Annotated in this window: 8 protein-coding genes; 6 read left to right on the top strand and 2 right to left on the bottom strand. The window is 64.3% G+C overall.

The window, feature by feature from the left end:
• Positions 1 to 9: 9 nt before the first annotated feature.
• The 3 genes from ABDW49_RS09940 to ABDW49_RS09930 all read left to right on the top strand — a co-directional run bounded on the left by ABDW49_RS09940 (position 10) and on the right by ABDW49_RS09930 (position 3,333).
• Positions 10 to 690, top strand: coding sequence for a pentapeptide repeat-containing protein (locus ABDW49_RS09940; RefSeq protein ID WP_343611575.1), 681 nt, complete (start codon positions 10 to 12; stop codon positions 688 to 690).
• Entirely contained in the window at positions 691 to 1,251 is a 561-nt protein-coding gene (locus ABDW49_RS09935; protein ID WP_343611574.1) for an SOS response-associated peptidase family protein, read from the top strand.
• A gap of 75 nt (positions 1,252 to 1,326) precedes the next feature.
• A complete protein-coding gene (locus ABDW49_RS09930; RefSeq protein ID WP_343611573.1) occupies positions 1,327 to 3,333 on the top strand; it encodes a glycoside hydrolase family 3 N-terminal domain-containing protein in 2,007 nt (668 codons plus the stop codon).
• Here the strand turns inward: ABDW49_RS09930 and ABDW49_RS09925 are convergent.
• Both ABDW49_RS09925 and ABDW49_RS09920 read right to left on the bottom strand, forming a co-directional pair.
• A complete protein-coding gene (locus tag ABDW49_RS09925) occupies positions 3,330 to 4,835 on the bottom strand; it encodes an MFS transporter (protein ID WP_343611572.1) in 1,506 nt (501 codons plus the stop codon). The two genes, ABDW49_RS09930 and ABDW49_RS09925, sit on opposite strands and share 4 nt — an antisense overlap.
• 81 nt (positions 4,836 to 4,916) lie before the next feature.
• Positions 4,917 to 5,951 (bottom strand): substrate-binding domain-containing protein, encoded by a 1,035-nt coding sequence (locus ABDW49_RS09920; protein WP_343611571.1) that lies wholly within the window; start codon positions 5,949 to 5,951, stop codon positions 4,917 to 4,919.
• A gap of 266 nt (positions 5,952 to 6,217) precedes the next feature.
• Between ABDW49_RS09920 and ABDW49_RS09915 the strand changes: the two genes are divergently transcribed.
• Genes ABDW49_RS09915 through ABDW49_RS09905 form a run of 3 tightly spaced genes read left to right on the top strand, consistent with a single transcriptional unit; the run spans position 6,218 to position 12,493 of the window.
• The gene (locus tag ABDW49_RS09915) at positions 6,218 to 8,986 is read left to right on the top strand and encodes a TonB-dependent receptor (protein WP_343611569.1); all 2,769 of its coding nucleotides are present in this window, start codon (positions 6,218 to 6,220) and stop codon (positions 8,984 to 8,986) included.
• Positions 8,987 to 9,041: 55 nt separating this feature from the next.
• Positions 9,042 to 10,886, top strand: coding sequence for an alpha-amylase family glycosyl hydrolase (locus tag ABDW49_RS09910; protein ID WP_343611567.1), 1,845 nt, complete (start codon positions 9,042 to 9,044; stop codon positions 10,884 to 10,886).
• Positions 10,883 to 12,493, top strand: coding sequence for an alpha-amylase family glycosyl hydrolase (locus tag ABDW49_RS09905; protein WP_343611565.1), 1,611 nt, complete (start codon positions 10,883 to 10,885; stop codon positions 12,491 to 12,493). Before ABDW49_RS09910 ends, ABDW49_RS09905 begins: the two co-directional genes overlap by 4 nt.
• Positions 12,494 to 12,762 lie beyond the last annotated feature (269 nt).

The following is a 12,762-nucleotide window of genomic DNA, read 5'->3' as shown; positions in this document are numbered from 1 at the left end:
TCCCGGCCTATGGACACTCCAGCCATCCTTGAGCAGGCCCTGCAAAGGGCGGATATCGAAGCCCTTGCCGCGCGCGGCGGCCCTGCCCATCTGCGCGACTGCCAGCTTGCCGAGGTCGACCTCGCCGGGCTGGATCTGAGCGACTGGCAGTTCGAACGCTGCGATATGCGGCACACCAATTTCACCGGCGCAAGGCTGGAACGGACACGGTGGCAGTCCTGCCGGGGGGCCTTCGCAAGCTTTGTCGGGGCCGATCTGGCCGATGCGCGCTTTGCCTCTTCCGATTTCAACAATGCGGGTTTTCGCAAAGCCTCGCTGACGGGCGCGCGTTTCACCAGTTGCAAGCTGACCGGCGCCGATCTGACCGAGGCCGCAACGATGGACGCAAGCTTCGAGGAAACACTGTGCATCGGCGCGCGGCTGGCCGGGCAGTCTTTTCGCAGGCAGACGCTGGAGCGGGTGGACTTCAGCCAGGCCGATCTGCGCAAATGTGATTTCCGCGAGACGGTCTTTGCCCAATGCAGCCTGCGCGACGCGATGCTGACCGGCGCCCGTTTCGACAGGGCGGATCTGCGCGGCGCCGATCTTGGCGGGCTGCGGCTGGTGGATGCCCAATTGTTTCGCGGCGCGATGATCTCGCGCGAGCAGGCCGCGCTGCTTCTGGCCGAACTCGGGCTCCGGCTGGGCTGAGTGACCCGCAGTTATCGCCTCAATGCGCCGGCCCATGCCATCGCGGCGGCGCTGGGCGCCGATGCGGGCGGCGATGTGTGGCAGGGCGGCGATGTGGCTTTCGGCACCTACGCCCCGGTGGTGATCCGCGTGCCGGATCGCGGCAGGATGATGGTGCCGCGCCTGTGGGGTGTGCCGCCGCCTCCGGGCCGTGAGCATCCCCTTGCCAGTTTGCGCAATCTGGAAAGCCCCTTCTGGGTCGGCACCTTGCGGCATACCCAGTTCCGTTGCCTGATACCCGTCACCGCCTATCGCGGAGCGGCGGCGAGCCCTGACGCCAAGGGCTGGTACTCCGTGCCTTCCTCGCCGATCTTCGCGCTGGCGGGGATCTGGCGCGATTCCGAAATCCCCAGCTTTGCCATCGTCTCCACCGAGCCCAATGCGCTGGCCCAGGCGAACCGGGCGACCGTCATGCCGCTGATCCTGCACCCGCAAGACTATGGCCTGTGGCTGACCGGCGACTGGAAACAGGCCCAGAGGCTGGTTTCGCCCTTCCCTTCGCAATTGATGCGGATGGAATGATATCATGCATTGCTATTCGTGACTTCTCCATTGCCAATCGCGCTCTATACACAGGGCGAAGAACAAAGATGTTCGATGACAGGGGAGAGCGTCACGATGGGCAAGGCAAGCTTCGGATTCAAGGGCATCATGGCTCTGGCGATGGGGGCGACCGCCCTTGTGCCGATCATGGCGCAAAGTGCGGCCGCGCAGCAGCAGGTTGCAGTCGAAGGCCGCTCCAAGGCCATTCTTTCGGTCAACGGACTGAAGTTCCGCGATCTGGACGGCGATGGCAAGCTGACCCCCTATGAGGACTGGCGCCTCTCACCCCAGCAGCGCGCCGACGATCTGATCACCCGCATGACGCTGGAGGAAAAGGTCGGACAGATGCTGCATGGCACGCTGCCCGCATTGGGCGCGGCGATCGGCAATTCGACGCTTGGCTATGACATGGCCGCGCTGGCGCCCTTGCTGCGCGAAAGGCATATTTCCAGCTTCATCACCCGCCTCGCCGTTCCGCCCGCCCAGATGGCCGAGCAGGCCAATGCCGTGCAGGCGCTGGCCGAGCAGGACCGCCTGGGCATCCCCGTCACCATCAGCGCCGATCCGCGCAACCATTTCCAGCATGTGCTGGGCGCGGCGGAAAACGGCAAGGGCATGACGCAATGGCCCGAGCCGCTGGGCTTTGCCGCGCTGGGCGATGCCGCGCTGGTCAAGCATTTCGGCAGGATCGCGGGCGCGGAGTATCGCGCGCTGGGCATTCATCAGGCGCTCAGCCCGCAGGTCGATCTGGCCAGCGAGCCACGCTGGGGCCGCATCACCGGCACCTTCGGTTCCGATCCGGCGCTGACCAGCGTGCTGGGCGGGGCCTATGTCAGCGGCTTTCAGGGCAGCGACACGGGCCTTACCCGCGATGGCGTGATGACGGTTGTGAAGCATTGGGTGGGCTATGGCGCCCTGCCCGAAGGCTTTGACAGCCATAACTATTACGGTCGCACCGCGAAGCTGACCACCGCCCAGCTCGACCGCCATATCGAGGCCTTCAAGGGTGCGCTGGCGGCGAAATCGGGCGGGATCATGCCGACCTATCCGATCATCTCGGGGCCCGTGATCGATGGCAAGCCGGTCGAGCCAGTTGGGGCCGGTTACAGCAAGGTGCTGCTCACCGACCTGCTGCGTGGGAAGCTGGGCTATCAGGGCATCATCCTGTCGGACTGGGCGATCACGCTCGATTGCGACAGCCGCTGCAGCGCCCCCACCAAGGATGCGCCACAGCGCCCGCAGGATATCTCAACCGCCTGGGGCGTGATGGATCTGACGGTGCAGCAGCGTTATGTGCTGGGCGTTCAGGCGGGCATCGACCAGTTCGGCGGCACGCAGGACACCGCGCCCCTGCTGGCGGCGGTGAAGGAAGGGCAGATCAGCACGGCACGCCTCGACGCCTCGGTGCGGCGGGTGCTGATCGCCAAGTTCGAGCAGGGGCTTTTCGACGATCCCTATGTCGATCCCGCCAAGGCCGAGGGCGTGCTGGCCACGCCTGCCAACCATGCTCTGGCCGACCGGACCCAGCGTGAGGCGCAGGTGTTGCTCACCAACAATGGCCTGCTGCCGGCGGGAGCCAAGGGCAAGAAAGTCTGGCTGCTCGATGTCGACCCCAAGGCTGCGCAAGCTGCTGGTCTGACCGTGGTGGACAGCCCCGCCAAGGCCGATTTCGCCATCATCCGCGCCGAAACGCCTTCGGAAAAGCTGCATCCCGACCACTTCTTCGGCAGCCGCCAGAAGGAAGGTCGCCTCGATTTCCGTGACGGCGATCCGGCCTATGAGGCTCTGAAGCAGGCCAAGGCGGCGCATGTGCCCGCCGTGCTGGCGATCTTCCTCGACCGGCCCGCGGTGCTCACCAATGTGCAGGACAAGGCCGCCGCGATCCTCGGCAATTTCGGCGCGAGCGATGCGGCGGTGATCGATGTCGTGCTGGGCCGAGCCAAGGCGAAGGGCCATCTGCCCTTCGAACTGCCCTCCAGCATGGAAGAGGTCGCAAAGCAGGACCCGGCCGTGCCCGACGACACGGCCCATCCCTTGTTCAAGCGTGGCGCAGGGCTTTAAGCCTCGCCCAGCGTCAACATGGTTAAAGCGGCGGCAAGCAGGGTTGCCGCCGCAAAGCCCATGGTCCAGATCGGCTGACCGGGGAAGAAGGCCTCCATCACGCTGCGCATCACCGTGGCGACCAGCAATTGCGGCACCACGACAAAGACGTTGAACAGGCCCATCGACACGCCCAGCTTGCTCTGCGGCAGGCTGGAGGCGAGAATGGCATAGGGCATCGCCAGGATCGAGGCCCAGCAGATGCCGATCCCCACCTCGGCCAGTTGCAGCCCTTGGGGCGAGCGGATCACCAGATAGGCCGCAAAACCCGCCGCCCCGACCGTCAGGCTGAGCGCATGGGTGCGCACCTTGCCGATCCGCGCAGACAGCCATGGCAGCAGCACCAGCGCCGCCAGCGCGGCCACACCATTGTAGATCGAGAACAGGCGCCCGACCCAATTGGCCGCCTGCTGATAGGCGGGGCTCGCCGGATCGGTCGTGCCGAAGCCATATTGCGCGACGATGGGCGTGGAATAGATCCACATGATAAACAGCGCCGACCAACTGAAGAACTGGACCAGCGCCAGACGCTTCATCAAGGGCGGCATGCCCGCGAAATCGCCCACCACGCTGGAGAGCATATTGGGCCGACCGGCGCGCGCCATCAGGATCGCGGCGGCATAGGCCAGCCCATAGGCGGCGAGCAGGGCGGCCAGCAGATAAAGCTCCTTGGCCAAGGCGTAATGGGCCACCAGCAGCGACAATGCCGCGCCTGCTGCCAGCCACAGGCCCGCGCTGGCGGGGTTGCGACGGGCCAGCGCGGCATCGGGCGCGGCGACCTCTTGCGCCTCCCCGAAAGCCGCGAGCTGGGCTGGGGAATATTCCTGCGTGGTCAGCACCGTCCACAAGACGGAGGCCAGCAGCGCCGCTCCGCCTGCCCAGAAGCTGTAGCGCACTGTCGCCGGGATTTCTCCGGCGGGAGCGACATTGGACACGCCCGCCCAGTCGAGCAGGCTGGGAAACAGCGAGCCCACCACCGCGCCCACGCCGATAAAGGCCGTCTGCACCGCATAGCCCGATGTGTGCTGATCCTTGCCGAGCATATCGCCGACAAAGGCGCGAAAGGGCTCCATCGAGATGTTGAGGCTGGCATCGAGCAGCCACAGCAGCAAAGCAGCCCCGATCAGCACATGGCTGAGCGGCATCGCCGCCAGCGCCAGCGCCGCCAGAAGGGCGCCTGCCAGAAAGTAAGGCCGCCGCCGCCCCAGCCTGCCCAGCCAGGTGCGATCCGACAGATGGCCGATCACCGGTTGAACCAGCAGGCCGGTCAAAGGCGCGGCCACCCACAACGCGGCCAGATCATCGACATTGGAGCCCAGCGACTGGAAGACCCGGCTCATATTGGCGTTCTGCAGGGCAAAGCCGATCTGGATGCCGAAGAAGCCGAAGCTGATGTTCCACAGATCGCGCAGCCCCAGACGGGGCTTTGCTGCGCTGTGCTGCGCGGTATGATCCTCCGACACCCCAATCCCCTTATGCTTGTGCCTTTTCCGGTCGCATGCGGGTGGACGCGAAGCAATCACGTATACGAATACGTTGGCGCTTTATCCGCCGCTGCTGCGCCGCACGGTCAGCCGCGTTGGCAGTGAGGGCGCGGGCAGATCGCGCCCCTCGATCTGGGCGAGGAGCGTTTCGATCAGCAGGGCGCCTGCCCCTTTCAGATCCTGCACCATGGTGCTGAGCGGTGGGTTGGTCATGCTCGCGGCGGGAATGTCGTCGAAGCCGACCACCGCCACATCCTCGGGCACGCGGAGCCCGCTTTGCGCCAGAGCGCGCATGGCGCCGATGGCAATCAGGTCCGATCCGGCAAAGATTGCATCGAAATGAATACCACGCTCGATCAAGGACATGGCAGCGGCATGGCCGTCATCCTCGGTGGTATAGGCATCGCTTTGCAGCGCCGGATCATGAGGCAGGCCTGCCTCATGCTGCGCAGCGAGAAGCCCGCGATAACGGTCGGCGAATTCGGGATAATGCTCGTCGGCCTGGCCCAGAAAGGCGATGCGGCGGCGGCCTTGCGCGATCAGATGCTGGCCCGCCGCAAGCCCTGCCCCCACATTGTCACTTCCGACAGTCGCGCCGATGTTGTCGCCGCGCACCGAGCCCCAGCGCACAAACCGTGTGCCCTGCGCCACCAGCCCCGTCAGCCGCTGCTCGTAAAGCGCATAATCGCCATAACCCAGCAGGATCAGCCCGTCGGCGCGATGGCTGTCCTGATAGCGCGTGTGCCAGTCATCCTCCATTTTCTGGAAGGAAATCAGCAGGTCGAGCCCGCGATTGGCGCATTGCCGCGTGATGGCCCCCAGCATCGCCAGGAAGAAGGGGTTGATCATCGATTCGTCGGGGGTGGGGTCCTCGAAAAACAGCAAGGCGATGGTGTTGGCCCGCTGCGAACGCAGCGAGGAAGCGTTCTTGTCGACGGTGTAATTCAGCTCGCGCGCAATGGCTTCGATGCGGGCGCGGGTGGCGGCGCTGATCGCCCGGCTGCCGCGCAGCGCACGGCTGACGGTGGGCTGCGAAACGCCTGCCAAATAAGCGATATCGAAGCTGGTGGGCTTCCCCGATCCGCGCTGACTCATCGCCTCTTCCCCCATCCCCGACATGCAAGCTGGCCTGCGTCATCCTCCTGAAAGGAACGCGGCATTTGTGCCACAGCCGATTGCCGAGACTTCTATGCGTATACGTATACCATCTTCAAAGCTGACTAAAGCACGCTGTATCAAGCCCATCGACAGGGCGGATACGGGGGCATGCCAGACATGCGACCGCCCTGAACACCAGGACTAAAACCACAAGCAAGGCCAAGCCAAACGGGCAGGCCGGGTTCATGAGGGGATCTGCAATCATGTCGCATATGTCGTCGCGCAAGCTGGCTGCCGTTCTGGGGGCATCGATGCTCTCGCTGGCCGCCGCGAGTGTTTCCGCCCAGACGGCGCCCGCCGCTCAGGACAGCGCCCAGCAGGCCGATACCGATGCCAACACGCCGGGCGATGCTTCCAAGGTGATCGTCGTCACCGGCTATGCCCGCTCGCTGGCCACGGCGCTGCGTGCCAAGCGCGATTCGGTGGCGGTGATCGAATCCCTGTCGGCCGAGGACGTCGGCAAGCTGCCCGATGTCTCCATCGCCGACGCCATCAGCCGCCTGCCGGGCGTTGCCGTACAGACCCAGCAGGGGCGCGGCGAGATGATCTCGATCCGCGGTTTCTCGGGCGATTTCACCGGGGCGCTGCTCAACCATCGCGAAATCGCGACCATCGATGACAACCGCCGCTTCGATTACAGCCAGTTGCCCGGCGACATGTTCAACCGCGTCGACGTCATCAAGACCTCCAGCGCCAATGTGCTGGGCATGGGTCTGGCAGGCACGGTCGATCTGATGTCGATCGACCCGCTGAGCAACAAGCGCATCCTGTCGATCAACCTGCAGGGCGAGCTGAACGGCTATGCCAAGCAGAACCCCGATCAGACCAACAAGGGCTACAAGGCCACCTTCATCTATTCGGACAAGTTCGCCGACGATACGCTGGGCGTCACCATCGGCGCCTCGGCCATCGAATCGCCGGTGCAGAACAAGCAGTTCGCCAGCTGGGGCTACCCCACCAGCGCCTCGGGCAATTATCAGCTCGGCGGCGCCAAGTGGTTCGCCGACACCAATGTGCTCTATCGCCAGACCGGTTTTGGCCACATCGTCTACAAGCCGAGCGACAAGCTGGAAGTCAGCCTCGACGCGATGTATTCGAACTACAAGTATCGCGAATATCAGCGCGGCGTCGAAGTGCCTCTGGCCTGGGGCACCGGGACGGTCGAGAGCAATGTCTCCTCCAGCGGCGGTTTCGAGCAGAACTCGACCTGGTCGAACATCTATGCGGTGCAGCGCAACAACTACAACACGCGCGACGCCCATACGCTGGCCCTTGGCGGCAATCTGCGCTACCAGTTCAACGACAGGCTGCGCTTCACCATGGACGCCAGCTATTCGCAGGCCAAGCGCCACGACAATGCCTATGAGACCTACACCGGCACCGGCTACAACCGCTCGGGCCAGCCCGATACGGTCAATGTCACGCGTCTGGCCAATGGGTCCTATTCGCTGTCGTCCTCGCTCAACTATACCAACACCTCGCTCTTCAAGCTGACCGATCCCAATGGCTGGGGTTACTATCAGGGCACCGGCTCGGTGGTGCAGGCCGGTTACGTCAACGAGCCCGATTACGGCGACACGATCAAGGCCCTGCGCGGCACGCTGAGCGGCGATCTGGATGCCGGTCTGCTCAAGGGCTGGGAACTGGGCCTCAACTATCAGGACCGCGTGAAGACCAACCACTTCACCGGCTACTATCTGGTGCCCCCCACCGGCACGACCAGCGTGGCGGTGCCGCAGTCGGCGATCATCGGCTCGGTCAATCCCAACGGGCTGTCGATGTCGACGCTGGCCTATTCGGTGCCGGGCGTGCTCTCGGCCCTGTCGGGCACCTTCCGCAACGAGCAGCCCAGCGAGGCCACCAAGCAGTGGTATGTCAATGAGCGCGCGCTGACCGGCTATGCCATGCTCAACTTCGATGGCGATGTCGGCGGGCGCCGCTTCACCGGCAATCTGGGCGTGCAGGTGATCAACACCAAGCAGCGCTCCACCGGTTTCGCCGCCGCCAGCACGACGCAGATCGTCGCCACCGATCTGGGCGCCAACTACACCTATGTCCTGCCCAGCCTGAACATGCGCCTTGAAGCCGCGACCGACACCTATCTGCACGTCTCGATCTCGCGCACCATGTCGCGGGCGCGCATGCTGGACGAGAATTCCTCCTTCACCGTGGCCTTTGTCGATCCCGCCACCGGCGGCACGCCCTATTACATCAACGGCAAGCGCGTGGTGCTGTTCGGCACCGGCGGCAATCCGGATTTGCGTCCCTATTTCTCGAACAACTTCGACTTTTCGGCGGAGAAATACTTCGCTCAGGGTCAGGGCGTGATCGGGCTCAGCGCCTTCTGGAAGCAGATCAGCAATTTCGTCGATCCCAACAACAGCTATCAGTATGATCTCTCTGCCTTCAACGGCACGATCGATCCCACCAAGGTCACCGGGCTGAACTACACCACGCAGGGCTATGTCCTCTCGCCCGCCAACACCGGGCGCGGCTGGGCCGAGGGCGTGGAGCTTCAGGCCACCGTGCCGCTCAAGATCGTGACGGGCTTCCTCGACGGCTTTGGCGTGCGCGGCAGCGCGGCGCTCTCGCGCAGTTCGATCGCCTATGGCAATGGCACTCCGGTGACGCTGCCCGGCCTGTCGAAGTGGGTCATCAACAGCCAGGCCTATTACGAGAAGAACGGCTTCAACGCCCGCGTTTCCTATCAGTATCGCAGCGACTTCCTGGGCGAATATCTGGCCTTCGGCGCTCAGCCCACGCTGATTTCGACCAAGGCGCGCGCCACGGTCGATGCGCAGATCGGTTACGATTTCAAGGCCGGGCCGCTCAACGGACTGTCGATCTATGTGCAGGGCAAGAACCTGACCAATTCGGCCTTCGTCACCTATCAGAACAACGACAAGAACCAGGTGCTGAATTATGAGACCTATGGGCCGACCTGGCTCGCCGGTTTCACGATGAAGTTCTGATGCGATCCGGGCGGCAGGGCCCAGCGCCCTGCCGCCCCACAAAAGGAAGATGGTTATGAGGATCGCACGCTCTGCGCTTGGCGGAGTCATGGCGCTTTGCGCGCTGACCGGCGCCACCGGGCAGGCACAGGCCGACACGCTGGCCCAGATGCGCGCCCGCCTGCCCCAGCAGGAGGTGATCTATTTCGTCCTGCCCGACCGTTTCGCCAATGGCGACACCGCCAACGACAAGGGCGGATTGCAGGGCGACCGTCTGGTGACGGGCTTCGATCCTTCCTCCAAGGCCTTTTACCACGGCGGCGATCTGAAAGGCCTGATCGCCCATCTCGACTATATCCAGTCGCTGGGCGCCAGCGCGCTGTGGGTCGGGCCGATCATGAAGAACAAACCGGTGCAGGGGCCAAAGGGCCACGAAAGCGCCGGTTACCATGGTTACTGGATCACTGACTTCCTCCATGTCGACCCGCATTTCGGCAGCGATGAGGATTTCCGCAAGCTGGTCGATGCCGCCCATGCACGCGGGATGAAGGTCTATATGGACATCATCATCAACCACACCGCCGATGTGATCCAGTATCGTGAGGCCGTTGATGGCCCGGCGCCCTACCGCTCGCTGGGCGACTATCCCTTTTCGCGCAAGGGCGGGGTAAAGGGCGCCCCCATCAACGCCGGTTTCGCCGGAGACCACGATGCCAGCCCCGCCAATTGGGCGAAGCTGACCGATCCTTCCTTCGCCTACACGCCCTATATCCCAGCGGGCGAGGACAAGGTGAAGAACCCGGCATGGCTGAACGATCCAATTTATTACCATAACCGTGGTGACAGCACCTTCGAGGGCGAAAGCGCCAATTACGGCGACTTCTCAGGCCTCGATGATCTGGCCACGGAAAATCCGCGTGTGCTTTCCGGCTTTATCGACATTTACGGAAGCTGGATCGACCGCTTCGGCATCGACGGCTACCGCATCGACACCGCCAAGCATGTGAATCCCGAATTCTGGCAAGGCTTCGTCCCCGCCATGCTGGCGCGCGCCAAAGCGAAGGGCATCCCCAACTTCCATATCTTCGGCGAAGTGGCGACGGGCGATTACGATCCCGCCCTGCTGGCCAACTGGACCCGTCGCTCGGGCCTGCCCGCCGTGCTGGACTTCGCCTTTATGCGCGCCGCCAACGATGCGGCAGGCGGCAAGACCGGAACGGGCGAACTGGCCCGCATGGTCAGCGATGATGCGCTCTATCAGGGCGGAGAAGCCGCCGCGATGCGCCTGCCGACCTTCCTCGGCAACCACGATGCCGGACGCTTCGCCTTTTTCCTGCGTGACGCCAAACCACACATCAGCGCCGAGGAATGGCTGAAACGCGACCTGCTGGGCCATGCCCTGCTGCTGACCCTGCGCGGCGTCCCCACCATCTATTACGGCGACGAACAAGGCTTTGCCGGAGAAGGCGGCGACCAGTCCTCACGGCAGGACATGTTCGCCAGTCAGGTGGCCGAATACAACCATCAGCCATTGGTTGGCCCCGCTGCCGCCAACCGCTTCACGACCACCCATCCGCTCTATCGGGAAATCGCGACGCTGGCCCGCCTGCGCCGCGCCACCCCCGCGCTATGGGGCGGAGCCACGCGACTGCGCGCGTATAGCGACAAGCCGGGCCTCTTCGCGGTCTCGCGCTTCGATCCCAAGACCGGCGCGGAAGTGCTGCTGGCCTTCAACACCTCGGATCAGCCTTTGACCGCCTCCGTCGCGGTCGAGGCGAATGCAAGCAGCTTCACCACACTGGCAGGCGCCTGCCCCGCCACGGTCACCGCGCCCGGCACCGCCAGCATCAGCCTGCCCGCTTTCGGCTATGCCATCTGCGCGGCCTCCCCTGCCCCCTCCCCCAAGGACAAGCACCCATGACCCTTCCCGACACCGCCCCGCAATGGTGGCGTGGTGCCTCATTCTACCAGCTTTACCCGCGCAGTTTTCTGGACAGCAACGGGGATGGCGTGGGCGATCTGGCAGGGATCACGGCGCGGCTGGACTATGTGGCCTCTCTGGGCGTGGATGCGATCTGGATCAGCCCCTTCTTCACCAGCCCGATGGCGGACTACGGCTATGACGTCGCCGATTACCGCGATGTCGATCCCATCTTCGGCACGCTGGCGGATTTCGATGCTCTGGTCGAGAAGGCGCATGGTCTGGGCCTGAAGGTCACCATCGATATGGTCTTCGCCCACACCAGCGACAAGCACGACTGGTTCGCCCAAAGCCGCCAGACCCGCGACAATGACAAGGCCGACTGGTACGTCTGGAAAGACGCCAACCCCGATGGCACGCCGCCCAACAACTGGCAGTCCGTCTTCGGCGGCCCGGCCTGGACCTGGGATGCGCGCCGTCAGCAATATTACATGCATCAGTTCCTGAAAGAGCAGCCCCAGCTCAACGCCCACAATCCGGCGGTGCAGGCGGGTTTGCTCGATGCATTGCGCTTCTGGCTCGACCGGGGCGTGGATGGCTTCCGGCTCGACGCGCTCAACCACTCGATGTTCGATCCGGCCTTCACCGACAACCCTCCCGCGCCCGAGGATGGACGCCCGCGCACCCGCCCCTTCGACTTCCAGCAGAAGGTCAACAGCCAGAACCACCCCGATGTGGTGCTGTTCGTCGAGAAGATCGCGGCACTCTGCGCGGACTATGGCGCCACCTTCACCGTCGCCGAAGTCGGCGGCGACGAAGCTGTGCCGCTGATGAAAGCCTACACCGCAGGCGAAAAGCGCCTGTCCTCCGCCTACAGCTTCGATTTCCTCTATGCCCCGGCGCTGACGGCCGAACTGGTGGTCGATGCTCTGGCACAATGGGGCGAGGCGCCCCCGGCAGACAGCCTGCCCGAAGGCTGGCCAAGCTGGGCCTTCGAGAACCACGATGCCCCCCGCCATATCTCGCGCTGGGTCGGCGAGGAGCACCGCCCCGCCTTCGCCCGCCTGACCGCCGCTTTGCTGGCGAGCCTGCGGGGCAACATCTTCCTCTATCAGGGGCAGGAACTGGGGCTGGAGCAGGATGACATCCCCTTCCACCTCCTCAAGGACCCCGAGGCCATCGCCAACTGGCCCCTGACGCTCAGCCGAGACGGCGTGCGCACTCCCATGCCCTGGGATGGCGAGCATTTTCACGCCGGCTTCACGCAAGGTGAGCCGTGGTTGCCGCTCTCGCCCACCAACATCGCCAAATCGGTGGCGGGGCAGGAGGTCGATCCCGACAGCCAGTTGCACTGGACGCGGGCCATGCTGGCTCTGCGTGAGCAATATCCTGCACTGAAGCTGGGGGTTCTGGAGGATGCGCAGGCCGATGGCGCGCTGCTGACCTTCACCCGCAGTCATGAGGGGCAGAGCATCGCCTGCGCCTTCAATCTTTCGGGCGAGGCCATCGCATACAAGGCGCCCAAGGGCAGCACTGTGCTGGCGGTGAGCGGTGCGACCGATGCCGGCCTGCCGCCTTATGCTGCGCTGTGGGTTCAACCGGGATGAAGGAAGAGAGAATGCGAGGGCCATCGCCCTCGCGCTCCCTTGACTGTCGGCCTTGCGCCAAGGGTTCGGCCAAGGCGCTCAATTTGCCGCGCCGCAGGCATCATCCTGACAATTCCCTGCCTGCGGCGCTTACCCTTGCGCAGGTGGAGAGTTCCCGCACCACGATCGGGCATCACCACCCCATCGCCGGAAGACGTCATGGGAGCGCGAGGGGGTAACCCCCTCGCTTCCTTCCCTTTTCCCCAACTTTATCAAAATCAAAAATCGGA

Origin of the sequence: Novosphingobium sp. (genome assembly GCF_039595395.1) — a bacterium.
In the GTDB taxonomy this organism is placed as follows: Bacteria; Pseudomonadota; Alphaproteobacteria; order Sphingomonadales; family Sphingomonadaceae; genus Novosphingobium.
The sequence above is the reverse complement of the archived record's forward strand: the minus strand, read 5'-3'. Positions and strand labels throughout refer to the sequence as shown.

Excerpts from the sequence above, each read along its gene's own strand:
- ABDW49_RS09910 (WP_343611567.1), top strand. The coding sequence starts at position 9,042 with ATGAGGATCGCACGCTCTGCGCTTGGCGGAGTCATGGCGCTTTGCGCG.
- ABDW49_RS09915 (WP_343611569.1), top strand. The coding sequence starts at position 6,218 with ATGTCGCATATGTCGTCGCGCAAGCTGGCTGCCGTTCTGGGGGCATCG.
- ABDW49_RS09940 (WP_343611575.1), top strand. The coding sequence starts at position 10 with ATGGACACTCCAGCCATCCTTGAGCAGGCCCTGCAAAGGGCGGATATC.
- ABDW49_RS09920 (WP_343611571.1), bottom strand. The coding sequence starts at position 5,951 with ATGAGTCAGCGCGGATCGGGGAAGCCCACCAGCTTCGATATCGCTTAT.
- ABDW49_RS09930 (WP_343611573.1), top strand. The coding sequence starts at position 1,327 with ATGACAGGGGAGAGCGTCACGATGGGCAAGGCAAGCTTCGGATTCAAG.
- ABDW49_RS09905 (WP_343611565.1), top strand. The coding sequence starts at position 10,883 with ATGACCCTTCCCGACACCGCCCCGCAATGGTGGCGTGGTGCCTCATTC.